We start from the raw sequence: 13,111 nt of genomic DNA, 5'->3' as shown, positions 1-13,111 counted from the left end.
ACCAGTCATGGACCGTCACAGATCACCGGTTCTGACACAGCTTCTCAGCTTGTCTTTTAACCTCTGAGGCTGTCGCGCTCGATGATGCTCTCGGGTCGCCTGGTCGTTTTCCCGACGTCACAGCGGGTCGCCGGGCGGCGATTCCTGGAGCCAAGTGGCCTTCCCGGTCCGGGTGTTGAGGGTTTCGGTGCACGGGCCGGACAGGCGAGGTGCGGACGGAGGTTCCGAAACCCCCGGCGGACTCGGGCTGGGGTAAGCCGTGCGGGCTCGGCCGGCCTCCCCCAGGGGCGGCGGAGATCCGCCGTGGCTTCGCGGGTGAGCCGGAGTTGGGTGTGGGCGGCGATCACGAGCCACGTCCAGCGGTCGCCGGCCTCGGGGGTGCGGAGCTTCGGTCGGGTCCATCCGAGGGTTTGCTTCATCAGCCGGAAGGTGTGCTCCAGGTCGAACCTCCTCAGGAACGCCTGCCAGCGCACGTCGACGCCCTCGCCGGTCAGGCCGGTGACGGAGGACCACAACCAGACGGGCAGCGGGTCATTGCCGCCGGGCAGGCGGTCGACCTGAAGGCGGATCAACGTGCCCTCGATGAACGGGAGTTCACCGGTGTGGTCGATCCACGCGGAGCGGGTGGTCAGCCTCGGGTGGATGCGGTTCCAGGCCATCGCGCGGGCGGTGCCATACCTGTCGGTGACCTGCGTCGTCGCCGCGTCCGGAGCGCCCCAGGTCTCCGGCTTGGTGAAGCGGAACTCCTTGCCGTGCTTCGGCGGGTGCCCGCCCTGCGGCGGCGAGGTCCACGGTACCGGGACCGGCTTGCGCATCACCCGGTCCGAGCGCCTCCGCCGGCAGCCCGCGCAGAAGGTGGGCCATGCGCGGGGCGTCGTATCCGGCGTCGAAGACGACCAGGATGTCGCGGTCGCCGACGTGCCACCGCCCCCTCTCAAGGAGGTCCGTGACCACCCGGCGGACCTGCGCGGCGGTGACCTCGGCGACGTCGTCGGCCGGCCCCAGGCGGACAGCGTCCAGGAGTTGGCACCAGGACGTCCGGCCTGATTCGAGGGCGGCAAAGAAGGGAGTACGGCCAGCCGGGCACGAATTGCTCCGAGGACCGGCCGCTGCGGCCGTAGACGTGGCAGAACAAGCGGTCGGCGCTGGTCGGCGCGTCCGGGCGGAGCCAGTGGCTGATGTCGACCGCGAGGACCAAGCGCCCGTCGGCGGCCTGCGGCATGGGCAGACCGGCCAGCACCTGCCGCAGCCGGGACACATCGACGTTCCCGCGGTTCAACGCGTCGTACATGGCGCCGTGCCCGCGCCGGTGCTCGTCATGGTCGCCCTTTCCTTTGGCGTGTTCCGTGTGTACCGCAGTGGCGGGCTGGGAGATCAGAAGAGCTACGCCGAGGAGATCAACAGGGCCCGCCAGCAGCTCTTTGAGGGCCAGTTGGTCTACACGGATGTCAGATCCTTGGGGCTTGTGGCAGGTACTGAGCCGCGCTTGTTCCGAGTCGACGTCCTGGGCAGTTGGCGCGGGACCAGGCCCGGCGAGGCTGAGACCCCGGTGAGTGCTGGTGGTCAGATCGGGGTGAAACGGCACTGTGCGGGCGCGGGGGTGCGGTGCATGCCGCTGTCGTCGGAACGCCAGAACGTCCTTTCTGCAAGCGACGAGGCAACCTGGGTGTGGGACGTGAGGGCGCAGCGTCCCGGGAAGGTCAGCATTGCTCTCACCGTGACCGCCTACTTCCGCGAGAGCAGCCTGGTGCTCATCGAGAAGCCGCCCGTGACGGCGCGCGTCGACGTGGCAGCGCCACCCACCGACAACGGTCCGTTCTCCTGGATCGTGGACCTGTGGCACTGGGCGACCGGCGCGATCACCAGCCTGGGCGGACTGGCCGTGTCCGTGAGTGCCATCGCTGCCACGATCGTCATGGTGGTCCGCGGAGACTTCCGGGGGACGAGGCGGACGAGGCGGGTGCCACCGAGCGTGTGCGCGCTGTTGGTCGCCGACCGCGGCAACGGTCGGCGCGGGAGAGCCACGCACGTCTCGCCCGCCCACGCACGCATGTCACTGCGGCAAGGAGTCTTCAGTCCGGCCGCCGCAGAGACGCTAACCGCGAGCCACGCCAGTAACAGTCCGTGATGCGGAGCCCGCCGTAGCCCGACCGGGGCTGTGGCGCGGCGTTGAACTTCGAGGGCCGAGCCATAGCCCGGACCCCGAAGGGCTTGTCCGGCGTATCAGTGGCGCTCGAACCGCGGTTTCGGGTGGCCGTGGGCGGCGGCTTTCATATGGCCGCAGACGGGCTCGCGCTGTGTGAAGGCCGCGCCGGTCCCGCGGGCGAGGATCGGCAGGAAGCGCTGGGCTTCGGGTGACTGGCCGGTCGTCGTCCAGTGGAAGTCCCCCGTCCCCCGCATGGCGCCGCAGCACCAGGCGCCGGCCCAGGCGCTGCCAGTGCTTCGCAATGGAGATCTTCGCGATGTGGCCCCGGCGGCACGGGGAGCGTGTGCCACGACAGCACCTCCGCATCCCGGCCCGTCCGGTCGCACACGCGCAGTACCTCGAAGGAGGTCATCCGCATCCATCCGCGGTGGGTCACCCGGTGCCCTGAATCGCCCCCTCCAGCGTGAGCAGCCGCACCTTGCGTTCGAGGCCGCCCGCGAACCCGGTCAGTGACCCGTCGGCGCCGATCACGCGATGGCACGGACGGAGGACCAGTAGCGGGTTGGCGCCGATCGCGCCGCCCACGGCCCGAACGGCGGCGCGGGACGCACCGATCCGCGCGGCGATCTCGCCGTACGTGGTCGTCGCCCCGTACGGAACGGTGCCGAGGGCGGCCCAGACCCGCTCCCGGAACTCGCTCCCCTCGCTGTGCAACTCCAGCTGGAACTCCTTGAGTTCACCGGCGAAGTAGGCGGCGAGCTGTTCCTCGGCCGCGTGGAAGAGCGCGGGGTCGTGGCGCCAGCCGTCCTGGACGGTGCGGCCGCCTTTCTGTCCCGGCACGGAGAGGGAGGTCAGGGCGCCGGTCGTCGGGTCGGCGGTGAGGAGGATGCGGCCGAGCGGGCTGTCGAGCTCGGTCCAGTGGGTGGTGGTCAGGGAGGTCATGCTTACTCCAACTCCCCTGCTGCGCGCAGGTGTTGCCATGCGTAGGAGCGCCAGGGGCGCCAGCTGTCGGGGACTTCGACGCCGGGCGGGGCGACATCCGGGTCGCCGAGGGCACGGGTGCGGATGACGGCGACGGTACGGGCGTCCAGCCCGGGCAGACCGAGCAGCGCGTCCTGCGCGGCGTCCCGCTCCGCCCCCGGGTCCAGTCGTACGGCACCGTCGGCGAGGGCGGCGGCGAGCGCGCCCAGGGGGCCGTCGGGCTCGGCCTCGGCGAGGACCGCCGGTTCGGGGAACAGATGGGTGAGGCTGCCGCAGGGCGAGTCGAGCGCCTTGCCGTACCGCACCACCAGCCGCTCCGCCTCCGCCGGACCGACCAGCTCCCGAACCGCCAGCTCCTCCGGGTCGGCGGCACCGGGCGAGCGCAGCCCCGGCCAGGCGGCGACCATCGGCCCGAGCCGGGCATCGACGCCGAGCCGCTCGTCGACGGCGTACGGATCGGCGTCGAGGTCGAAGAGGCGCCGCAGCCGGTGGACGGCGGTGGTCAGGTCGCGGGGGTCGGTGAGGTGGAGCCGGGCGTCGAGCCAGCCGCCCGGGTGGGCGCCGCCCTGCGCCCTGAAGGCACCGGTCCGCTCGTCGACGGCGACGATTCCGGTGCCGTGGGGAAGGCGGAGGGTGCGCCGGTAGGTCCGACGTCCCGGCAGCCCGGTCACCACCTCCACTCCGGGCACGGCCTCGCGCTCCAGCAGCTCGAAGACGGCGCCGCTCTGATACGGGCCCCGATACGCCAGCCGCAGCGGTATCCCGGCCGACGGAGTGCCCGCACGCCGGGCGCCTCGGCCGCCCTTCGGTACGGCGGCGGCCCGCAGCTCGCTCGGCGTCGACGCGTACACGTCCCGGATCGTGTCGTTGAACTGGCGCACGCTGGCGAACCCGGAGGCGAACGCGATCTCGGTGATCGGCAGCTCGGTGGTCTGCAGAAGCACCCGCGCGGTGTGCGCCCGCTGGGCACGGGCGAGCGCCACCGGCCCGGCGCCCAGCTCGGCGGTGAGCTGCCGCTGCACCTGCCGGGCGCTGTAGCCGAGCCGCGCGGCGAGCCCGGCGACGCCCTCCCGGTCGACGATCCCGTCGCCGATCAGCCGCATCGCCCGCCCCACCGCATCGGCCCGCACATTCCACTCGGCGGACCCCGGCACGGCATCCGGCCGACACCGTCGGCAGGCCCGGAATCCCGAGCCCTGCGCGGCGGCGGCGGTCGGGAAGAACCGCACGTTGTGCCGCTTCGGGGTGACCGCCGGGCAGCTGGGGCGGCAGTAGATGCCGGTCGTCTCGACGGCGAAGAAGAACTCGCCGTCGAAACGACCGTCCCGGCTGCGGACCGCCTCGTACCTGGTGTCTTGGTCCATCACGGTGTCCAGTGTCCGCCGTGAGCGAGGGGTACGGCTAGCGGAAAACGGACATGGCACTGGCCGGCCCGCCCGTCCGGCGATTGAGGACGAGGCCCGTTCAGGGCCGAAGCGGGGGTCTGGGGGCGGCAGCCCCCAGATACGGCCACGCAGACTCCGGAACCCTTATCGCCAACGCCCCCGCTTCGCCTCCATCGCCGCGCGCCCTTCCGCCCCCTTCCGCTTCCAGTCCCGCCTGAGCTCCGCACGGACCCTCGCATCCGTCTTGGCCACGATCCACTGGTTCTCCCGCACCAGCTTGCGGTAGCTCTCCAGCCGCCGTACCGGCAGCTCACCGGCGTCGATCGCGGCCAGCACGGCGCACCCCGGCTCGGCCTCGTGCGCGCAGTCCTGGAAGCGGCACCGCTCGGCCAGCTCCTCGATCTCCGAGAAGACCTGGCCGACGCCCGCCCCGGCATCCCAGAGCCCGACGCCGCGCAGCCCCGGGGTGTCGATCAGGACCCCGCCCCCGGGCAGGGCGAGCAGATTGCGTGTGGTGGTCGTATGACGCCCCTTGCCGTCGACGTCACGCGCGGCCTGGACCTCCATGACGTCCTCGCCGAGCAGCGCGTTCGCGAGCGTCGACTTGCCCGCGCCGGACTGCCCGAGCAGCACGGACGTACCGCCGGACACGAGCGCGACGAGCACATCGAGCCCGTCCCCGTCCACAGCGCTGACCGCGAGCACGGGCACCCCAGGCGCCGTGGTCTCGACATCCTGGACGAGATGCGACAACGTCACCGCGTCCGGCACGAGGTCGGCCTTGGTGAGGACCACGACGGGCTGCGCCCCCGACTCCCAGGCCAGCGCGAGGAACCGCTCGATCCGACCGAGGTCGAGTTCGACGGCCAGCGACACGGCGACGATGGCGTGATCGACGTTGGCGGCGAGGATCTGCCCCTCGGACCGCTTGGAGGAGGTGGAGCGTACGAAGGCGGTACGGCGCGGCAGATACTCCCGTACATAACGCGGATTGCCCGCGGGTTCGACGGCGACCCAGTCCCCGGTGCACACGACGCGCAGCGGATCGTGCGGGGTGACGAAGGCCGTGTCGGCTCGTACGACACCGTCGGCGGTGATGACGTCACACTGCCCACGGTCGACCCGCACGACGCGCCCGGGCAGCAACCCCTCGGCGTCGTACGGGGTGAACGCGTCGGCCCAGGCCGAGTCCCAGCCATAGGGAGCCAACGCGGAAACAGAGGTGGAAGTCAACGGGTGACCCTTCACAAGGGCGGCACCGGCAGCCGCGTCGCAGGACGCGGAGAGATCAGGTGAGGTCAGCCGGAAGCCACGGAGGTGGACTTGATGAACTTCTGGATGCGGGCAGCGCCCATCGCAACGACAGCCATCGGTCACACCTCCCAGTCCATGCTCGGCGAACAACAGCGGCCACCAGCCGCTACCGGATCAATGGACACCCTAGCGACAGGCTCCAGAGCACGGCCAGCCATTTTTTACCGCGGCGAGGCACCGAGTTTTGCGTATCTCTGGTCCGGGATGTGCCGCCTCGCGCCGAGCTGCGCTACGCAGGAACAAGCCCCGCGAGGGCACGGTCGGTGCGCCGCGACGGGCCAGGGGGAATCATGGCCGACTCCGTACGCCGCCAGGGGCCACGGGCGCCCGAGACCGACCCCAGGGTGGGGGTCGAGCTGCACAACGACTGGCAGGGAGAGCCGAAGCACCGTCTGGTCGCGATAGGGGATTCCCTGACGCAGGGTTTCCAGAGCGGAGCGATCTTCTCTACCGGTCTGTCGTATCCGGCGATCGTCGCGTACGAGTTGGGGTGCGTCGAGAAGTTCCGGTACCCCCTCTACGAGGGCTTCGGCGGGCTGCCGTTCAACATCGAGCTGCTTCTGCGTGACCTGGAGGACCGCTACGGGCGGACCGTGGACCTGTGGGAGGTGCCGTTCGCGCTGTTCCGGGTCCGCAGGCTCATGGACCAGGTGGAGGACTACAACGAGCGGGGGGACGGCCTCACCGTCCCCTCGACCACCGCCATCATGCACAACCTCGCGGTGTTCGGGTGGGATCTGCGGGACGCGCTCTCGAAGTCCGCGGACGAGTGCCGTAAGAGCATCGACGTGCCGAAGGACGACCTGGTCAAGCAGATCGTCCAGAACGCCGGCGAGCGCGCCGCCCTTCGGGTACTGCCCACCCAGCCCCCGGCGGCAAGGTCCCTGACCCAACTGGGCGCGGCAACCCGGCTCGGGGAGGAGACCGACGGCACCGGCTCCGAGCACGGGATCGAGACGCTGGTCGTCTTCCTCGGCGCGAACAACGCCCTGCGGGCCGTGACAGAACTCAGGGTGGTCTGGAGCGAGGACGGCTACGACGACCTGTCCCGCAAGGGGCCCTTCACCGTCTGGCGCCCACAGCACTTCGAGGCCGAACTGCGCAAGGTGGCGGCCGAGGTCGCCGGGATCAAGGCGCGGCATGTCATCTGGTGCACGGTCCCGCACGTCACCATCGCGCCGATCGCGCGCGGCGTGCAGGGCAAGACCGCGCGGGGTTCGCGGTACTTCCCGTACTACACCCGCCCGTGGATCGGCGACGACGACTTCGACCCCGGACAGGACCCGCACATCACCGGTGACCAGGCGCGGCAGGTCGACGACGCCATCGACGAGTACAACGACGCGATCACCGCGGAGGTCCGCAACGCCCGGCGGACGGGCAAGGACTGGTATCTGCTGGAAACCTGCGGCCTGCTGGACCGACTCGCGTCCCGCCGGTACGCCGAGGACCCGTCCGCCTGTCCGGACTGGTGGCGGCCGTACGAGTTGCCGCCGGCACTGCGGGCGCTGACCCCGCCGCCGAACTCCCACTTCCTCGCCGGCGAGGGAGAACGGCGCGTGGACGGCGGCCTGTTCTCGCTCGACGGGGTCCATCCGACGACGGTCGGGTACGGCATCCTCGCCCAGGCACTGATCAGTGTGATGCGGCTGGCCGGTGTCCGGTTCTTCCGGCCCGACGGACGCACCCCGCGCCAGGACCCGGTGCTCGTCGACTTCGACCGCCTCATCCGCAACGACACCCTGATCAACCTGCCGCCGGGAAACCTGGACTCGACCCTGGGTGTCCTCGGCTGGGCCGACGAGGCCACGGACCTGTTCCGACGTGTCTTCTCCGGCTTCTGACGGAACTTCGGCTCTCCGAACGGAGGCAGTGATGAGCGATACGCATACGTCGGCTCCTTCCCACCGCCCCGGAATGGGATCCATGCCGTACGAGGACGGCGGATACTGGTACGCGGACGTGCCCGGGGTGAAGCCGGGTGATGAGTACAAGTACGTGATCACGGCGGCGGACGGCGCCCACCTGTGGCGGACCGACCCCTACGCTCCCCCGATGACCGGGTCGAACGGCGACCTCTCGGCGGACGGGCCGGGGCGTGACGACCTGCCCTGCTCCGGGACGGTCGGGCTCGGGCCGTACAGCGCGCTCGTCCTGTCCCAGGAGGCCTGATGATCACTCTCGACGAGGCACGGAAGCTTGAGCAGGCAGCGCCCCTGCGCATCAAGTTCGCTTCCCTCGATCCCCACGGAAACCTGTTGAGCGACTCGAACGCCGGCTACCCACAGTTCTTCACTCACCTCCTCGGCAACTGGCACGCCGTACAGATAGGCGGCATAGAGACACGAGATGCCTCACGACCGGGCCACGGCGAGTTACACCGGGCTTGGGACGTGAGCAACGGAGAACTGAACCTGCTCGCTGTCGAGCACGAGACGGGGATAGAGCTGATCGCGGCCATCGGTGTAGGCATCGTGACCGACGCCGCTGTCGGTTTTCTCCGATGGGCATGGCGACAGTGGCGCGAGGTACGAAGTGATCTTCCCTATCCACCGGTCTCTTCTTCAGTCGTCATCGAGGTGCCCCGAGAAGATCCGGACGCCCCACCGGTGCGCATTGTCGTGGGATCACCCGTCACTGATGACGAACTTGCACGCTACGTCCGCCTGGCGGTCGCGACCGCTCAGTCGAACTGACCCGTATCGGCCGTCGCGCAGTCGCGCCCGTTCACCGCGAAGTCGTACGCCGCCGAGTTCTCGCCCTCCCAAGAGGCGATGAACCCGAAGGAGAGCTTGCCGTCCGCGGGGACCGTCCTGTTGTATTCGGCGGCCTTGGCGGTGATCCGGGAGCCGTTCTGGGCGAAGCTCGCGTCCCACATCTGGCCGACCTCCTGGCCGTCGCGGAAGGACCAGGCGACGCGCCAGCCGTCGAGGGCCTGTTCGGTGGTGACGGTGACGGTGGCCTGGAAGCCGTCGGGCCATTCGTTGACGAGGTCGTACCGGACGCTGCAGGTCGACGGTTCGCTCGGGGACGGGTCCGGGGCGTCCTCCTCGGCCTTGGACGACGTGGTGCCCTGGGGCTCCGGGTCGGGGTTCTTCGGCTCGGGGGACTTCTCGCCCGGGGTGGTCTGTGACGGTTCCGGCGAGTCCGACGCGGGCTGCGTGGCGGACGTCACCGGTGCGGTGAAGCCGGGGCCGGCGACCGGCTGCCGGTCGGCGGGGTCACCGCCCGCGGGGGCGCCGTCGCCGGTGGAGCCGGCGGGCATCACCGACACCGCGAGGGCGAGCGCGGAGACGAGGACGGCGGCGACGAGGAGGCCGTTGCGCACGACGCGCGCCTTGTGCGCCCCGGGGTTCGGCGGGCCCGCGTCCAAGTCCCCCCGGTCGGGGCGTCCGGCGCCGAGGCGCACCTCGGCGGCCCGGCGGCGGCGCTCCAGGTAGGCGAGGCCGCCCCAGCCGATCACACCTCCGGCGAGGGCACCGGGCAGTCCGCCGCCGTGCAGGCGCAGACAGGCGGCGGCCTCGGCGCACTGCACGCAGGTGGCGAGGTGACGGGAGAGGTCGTCCGGGGTGTCGGCGCCCGTCGAGCGGGTGACGGCGTCGAGGAGGCGGGCATAGCTGCGGCAGCGCGCGTCCATCGGCGTGTCGAGGTGGTTGCGCTGGCTGCGGTCCCTGAACAGGCCCCGGACCTGGGCGAGTTCCTCGGACACGGCGTCCGGGTCGAGGCCGAGCCGGCGGGCCACGACGGACAGCGGCAACGCCTCCACCTCGGCCAGCCACAGCAGCGCGGCGTCCGGTTCCTGCATGTCGCGCAGTGCGCGCAGCGCGATCGGGCGCTGGAGCGGGGGTCCGGTGTAGCGGGCGGCCTTGTCGGAGTTGAGCCACAGGCGCAGGTCTGGGTCAAGCTTGTGGCCCTGGCCCGCCTCCTCCCACGCCGCCGCCGTGGTACGTACGGCGGTCAGGAGGAGAGGGATCCGGGGTAGACGGGCCGGGCGGCGGCCCGCGCTCCTGAAGGTCACGGTCTCGGCCTCGCGGGCCTCGCGTATGCCGGACGAGAACGCCTCCGCGGCCAGCTGGCCGGCCGCGGAGGAGCCGGCCGTGCACAGATCGGCGTAAGACAGCACGGCGTCCCAGCACTCGGAGAACAGCGCGGCCTCGGTGGCGTCCTGGGGGGTCGGCAGGTCGGGCATGAGACTCCTGCATCCATGTGCGAGGTCAACTCGCCATATCGGCAATGGAGTTGGGGGGAACCTCGCGGCAGGGCATGAGCTTTTCACGTCTTCAACACAACTGACAAGCGCTGTGTTCAGATGTCATGACAGACCGTCGCGCCCCCGCGACTCCAGCCACTTGTACGGACGCGAGCCCCGTCCGTCTCACCCGTGCCTTCGATCCTCCAATTCAGTCCGTCTCAATCCGTCTCAATCCGTCTGTACCGTCGCGGACTCGTCCGCCGGGAGGCTGTCCATGAAGGAGCTGACGGAGAACACCGCGCGGCCGGGACCGGGCTGGCCGTAGCCGGGGGGCGAAGACAGGCCGAACTCGTCCATGGTGGCGCGGTACGCCTCCAGCAGGCGGATGTGGTACTCCAGCGGCGCGCCCTGCGGGTTGGCCTTGCCGAGCGGGGTCGTCGGCTCGGGGCACCAGGTGGTGAACCGGGGCGTGATGCCTTGGGACATGAAGAAGCGCAGGCCCTCGGTGGTGGACGCGATGGCCTCGTCGACGGTCGTGAAGCCGAAGGGCTCCGCCATCTCCACGCCCGCCACGAAGTTGGGAATGACGTTGCGTGCGCCGAAGATCTCCGCCGAGTCGAGGATCCGCTTGTGCCACTCGTCGCGGCCGACGTAACGCTCCTTGCCAGGGCAGTACATCTTGAAGAGGTACTCGTCCCACACCTCGTAGTTGGGGTGGTAGATCTGCACGCCGTAGTCCTTGAAGCGCTGCACGTCGTCGCGCGGCAGCGCCTGGGCGACGACCTTGCCGATCCAGCGGCCCGGGAAGCGCTCCTCGATGGCCTTGGCGTAGTGGCCGTAGAAGTCGGCCTCGTCGCGTCCGGAGACCGTCTTGGTGATGGCACCGCCGGTGAGGGTGTAGGCGGTGGAGGCCTTCGCCGTGTCGTACCGGTCGATGATCTCCAGGGCCTCCAGGACCTCCTCGACGTCCTTCACCCCGGTGTACGGGCGCCCGGCGGCCTTGTGCTGGCGCCAGTTGTGGTTGATGTCGCAGTACTGGCACTCCTCCTTGGCGCCGAAGTACTGGCAGACCCGGAAGACGGTGAGGTAGATGAGGTAGCCCCACTGGATGGTCGGGGCGACCTCCATGACCGACTTCCCGTTGGCGAGGGTGTGCCGGTAGTACTCCGGCATCGGCGGCACACCGACGTCGGCGATCCGCTTGCCGTCGAGGTAGAGGCCGAGGACCCCGTCGTCATCGGCGGCGACGCGATACGGCGACGCCGGGTTCACCCGCACCGAGACGACGGTGCGCCGCAGGTCGTACGGCCCGCCGGTCAGGATGATCTCCTCCGGCGGTCGCCGCAGCGCGGCCTCGCCCAGCTCGGGCAGGGTGCCGTGGTCGAAGGAGAAGATGAAGTACGACTTCGGCTTGACCTCGCCGTCCTCGTTGTCACTGAGGGCTGATGGATCGAAGGCCACCCCACCCCGGAGCAGATCCTCCTTGAAGACGGCTTCCCGCGGTACGTGCGGGAATCGCTCCATCAGATCCTCGACCAGTGCGGTGCGGCTGCCCATCCGTAATCTCCTCCCGGCTCAGAGCCTGTGTCATGTTCCACGCCCGGTCGGGGACATGACACAGGCTCTCTGGCGTACGACTCCTCACGGTATGCCCCCGCCCGGGCGTGAGCGGCGCCGGGTCCCCTTCGGGCGGTCGTGGCGAGGCGTGAGAGGGAGTACGGGGTGGTCGTGGGGGTGGCTTCGGGCCCATGTCCCCCGGGTCGCTGTCGATCGAGTTCCCGTCCGTCCGCGCCCGCACCGGCAGGCGGGGCGTTCCGACGACCACGAGGCCCCGGCGGACGTACGGGGGTGCGCCGTCCACGGCGGCCGGCGAGCCGTTGAAGCGCCGCGCGCCGGATATGGGGCGACCGCCCGGGGCAATCGGTGCCTCTTGGGCCGACCGGTGCCCTCTTGAGGGACCGGCAGTGCCCCGCGACCGCCGGTCAGCCCGCCGCGCACCGACGCGGGTCCTCGCCGCGACTCATGCCTCCCGCCCCAGCACCGCGGGATCGACCCCGTACGCCACCTCCCCACCCGCCACCAGCCGTTCCGCCTCCGCCACCACCGCGACCCCCAGGCGGGCGGCCTCATTGCCCTGGGAGCCCGCCAGATGCGGGGTGACGAAGGCACCCGGCAGGTCGTACAGAGGTGAGTCGGCGGGCAGGGGCTCGGGGTCGGTGACGTCGAGGATCGCGGAGAGGCGGGCGGTGCGGAGTTCGGCGATCAGGGCGTCGTGGTCGAGCAGGCGGCCGCGCGCGGTGTTGATCAGGACCGCCCCGTCGGGCATCAGGGCCAGCTCGCGGGGGCCGATGAGGTGGCGGGTCTCGGGGGTCTCGGGGGCGTGGATCGTCACGATGTCCGAGGTGCGCAGGAGGTCGTCCAGCGGGAGGAGCGGTACGCCGAGTGCGGTGGCGCCCGCCTCGTCGACGTATGGGTCGGTCAGGCCGACGACCAGGTCGAAGGGGCGCAGCAGCTCGATCACCTTGCGACCGATGCGCGAGGCCCCGATCACTCCGACCCGGCGGCCGTGGTTGCCGATGCCGGGGACGAGGCCCCAGCCGGGGAAGGCGCGCTCGGTGCGCAGGCGGTCGCGGGCCGCGAACAGGTCCTTCCCGGCGAGCAGGATCATGGCGAGGGTGTACTCGGCGACGGGTACGGCGTTGGCCACCGCCGCCGAGCTCACCACGATGCCGCGCCGCCACAGCTCGGGGGTGGCGAGGCCCTTGACCGAGCCGGCCGAGTGCAGGACCGCCCGCAGCTTCGGGGCGGCGTCGAGGACGGAGGCGTCGAGGCGGGGGCAGCCCCAGCCGGTGACGAGGATCTCGGTGCGGGCGAGGACGTCCGCGAGGCGAGGGTCCGTGAAGTCCTCGGCCACCAGGCCGGGGTCGATGTCCACCGACTCCCGCAGCCGTGCCAGCACCTCCGGCGGGAAGACCTGCGGCACGTTCTCGGCGGACATGGCGAACATGGCGTGCGGCCGCTGGGTCAAGGACGTGGCCTCCGGCTCTGCGAAGTGAGAAAGCGGTCTCTACCGTAGGCAGCCGCAGATGAGAG

Annotated in this window: 11 protein-coding genes and 1 pseudogene; 4 read left to right on the top strand and 8 right to left on the bottom strand. The window is 70.8% G+C overall.

Going from position 1 to position 13,111, the window contains the following annotated elements:
* Nucleotides 1-56: 56 nt before the first annotated feature.
* A pseudogene (locus tag BLU79_RS39210) lies at nucleotides 57-1,315 on the bottom strand (NF041680 family putative transposase); the annotation flags it as partial.
* 294 nt (nucleotides 1,316-1,609) lie between these two features.
* Here BLU79_RS39210 and BLU79_RS48440 point away from each other — a divergent pair.
* Nucleotides 1,610-2,128, top strand: coding sequence for a hypothetical protein (locus BLU79_RS48440; RefSeq protein WP_177001345.1), 519 nt, complete (start codon nucleotides 1,610-1,612; stop codon nucleotides 2,126-2,128).
* A 95-nt stretch (nucleotides 2,129-2,223) separates the two neighbouring features.
* Here BLU79_RS48440 and BLU79_RS48435 read toward each other — a convergent pair whose 3' ends face one another.
* The 4 genes from BLU79_RS48435 to rsgA form a co-directional block, all read right to left on the bottom strand.
* Entirely contained in the window at nucleotides 2,224-2,400 is a 177-nt protein-coding gene (locus BLU79_RS48435) for a hypothetical protein (RefSeq protein ID WP_177001344.1), read from the bottom strand.
* Nucleotides 2,401-2,578: 178 nt separating this feature from the next.
* Entirely contained in the window at nucleotides 2,579-3,088 is a 510-nt protein-coding gene (locus tag BLU79_RS39200; protein ID WP_177001343.1) for a methylated-DNA--[protein]-cysteine S-methyltransferase, read from the bottom strand.
* Between the two features lie 2 nt (nucleotides 3,089-3,090).
* Complete coding sequence (locus BLU79_RS39195; protein ID WP_093910802.1) at nucleotides 3,091-4,491, bottom strand: DNA-3-methyladenine glycosylase 2 family protein; 1,401 nt, start codon at nucleotides 4,489-4,491, stop codon at nucleotides 3,091-3,093.
* A gap of 165 nt (nucleotides 4,492-4,656) precedes the next feature.
* Nucleotides 4,657-5,745, bottom strand: a complete 1,089-nt coding sequence (gene rsgA, locus BLU79_RS39190) for a ribosome small subunit-dependent GTPase A (protein ID WP_093910853.1) — start codon at nucleotides 5,743-5,745, stop codon at nucleotides 4,657-4,659.
* Between the two features lie 371 nt (nucleotides 5,746-6,116).
* Here rsgA and BLU79_RS39185 point away from each other — a divergent pair, with 371 nt between their 5' ends.
* The 3 genes from BLU79_RS39185 to BLU79_RS47920 are packed head-to-tail and all read left to right on the top strand — an operon-like array spanning nucleotide 6,117 to nucleotide 8,522.
* Nucleotides 6,117-7,670, top strand: a complete 1,554-nt coding sequence (locus BLU79_RS39185) for a hypothetical protein (RefSeq protein WP_093910801.1) — start codon at nucleotides 6,117-6,119, stop codon at nucleotides 7,668-7,670.
* A gap of 31 nt (nucleotides 7,671-7,701) precedes the next feature.
* A complete protein-coding gene (locus BLU79_RS39180; protein WP_093910800.1) occupies nucleotides 7,702-7,998 on the top strand; it encodes an early set domain-containing protein in 297 nt (98 codons plus the stop codon).
* Nucleotides 7,998-8,522, top strand: a complete 525-nt coding sequence (locus BLU79_RS47920; protein ID WP_143052556.1) for a hypothetical protein — start codon at nucleotides 7,998-8,000, stop codon at nucleotides 8,520-8,522. Before BLU79_RS39180 ends, BLU79_RS47920 begins: the two co-directional genes overlap by 1 nt.
* Here BLU79_RS47920 and BLU79_RS39175 read toward each other — a convergent pair.
* From BLU79_RS39175 to BLU79_RS39165, 3 genes are all read right to left on the bottom strand, one after another.
* Nucleotides 8,510-10,015: a cellulose-binding domain-containing protein gene (locus BLU79_RS39175; RefSeq protein ID WP_093910799.1), complete on the bottom strand. Its 1,506-nt coding sequence runs from the start codon at nucleotides 10,013-10,015 to the stop codon at nucleotides 8,510-8,512. The two genes, BLU79_RS47920 and BLU79_RS39175, sit on opposite strands and share 13 nt — an antisense overlap.
* A 231-nt stretch (nucleotides 10,016-10,246) precedes the next feature.
* Nucleotides 10,247-11,575 carry a radical SAM protein gene (locus tag BLU79_RS39170; RefSeq protein ID WP_093910798.1) on the bottom strand — a complete coding sequence of 443 codons (1,329 nt, stop codon included), beginning with the start codon at nucleotides 11,573-11,575 and terminating at the stop codon, nucleotides 10,247-10,249.
* A gap of 463 nt (nucleotides 11,576-12,038) precedes the next feature.
* Nucleotides 12,039-13,046 (bottom strand): hydroxyacid dehydrogenase, encoded by a 1,008-nt coding sequence (locus BLU79_RS39165; protein WP_093910797.1) that lies wholly within the window; start codon nucleotides 13,044-13,046, stop codon nucleotides 12,039-12,041.
* Between the last annotated feature and the right edge of the window lie 65 nt (nucleotides 13,047-13,111).

The organism is Streptomyces sp. cf386, assembly GCF_900103585.1.
GTDB lineage: Bacteria > Actinomycetota > Actinomycetes > Streptomycetales > Streptomycetaceae > Streptomyces.
The sequence above is the reverse complement of the archived record's forward strand: the minus strand, read 5'-3'. Positions and strand labels throughout refer to the sequence as shown.

Excerpts from the sequence above, each read along its gene's own strand:
- BLU79_RS48440 (WP_177001345.1), top strand. The coding sequence starts at position 1,610 with ATGCCGCTGTCGTCGGAACGCCAGAACGTCCTTTCTGCAAGCGACGAG.
- BLU79_RS48435 (WP_177001344.1), bottom strand. The coding sequence starts at position 2,400 with ATGCGGGGGACGGGGGACTTCCACTGGACGACGACCGGCCAGTCACCC.
- BLU79_RS39200 (WP_177001343.1), bottom strand. The coding sequence starts at position 3,088 with ATGACCTCCCTGACCACCACCCACTGGACCGAGCTCGACAGCCCGCTC.
- BLU79_RS39195 (WP_093910802.1), bottom strand. The coding sequence starts at position 4,491 with ATGGACCAAGACACCAGGTACGAGGCGGTCCGCAGCCGGGACGGTCGT.
- BLU79_RS39185 (WP_093910801.1), top strand. The coding sequence starts at position 6,117 with ATGGCCGACTCCGTACGCCGCCAGGGGCCACGGGCGCCCGAGACCGAC.
- BLU79_RS39180 (WP_093910800.1), top strand. The coding sequence starts at position 7,702 with ATGAGCGATACGCATACGTCGGCTCCTTCCCACCGCCCCGGAATGGGA.
- BLU79_RS47920 (WP_143052556.1), top strand. The coding sequence starts at position 7,998 with ATGATCACTCTCGACGAGGCACGGAAGCTTGAGCAGGCAGCGCCCCTG.
- BLU79_RS39175 (WP_093910799.1), bottom strand. The coding sequence starts at position 10,015 with ATGCCCGACCTGCCGACCCCCCAGGACGCCACCGAGGCCGCGCTGTTC.
- BLU79_RS39170 (WP_093910798.1), bottom strand. The coding sequence starts at position 11,575 with ATGGGCAGCCGCACCGCACTGGTCGAGGATCTGATGGAGCGATTCCCG.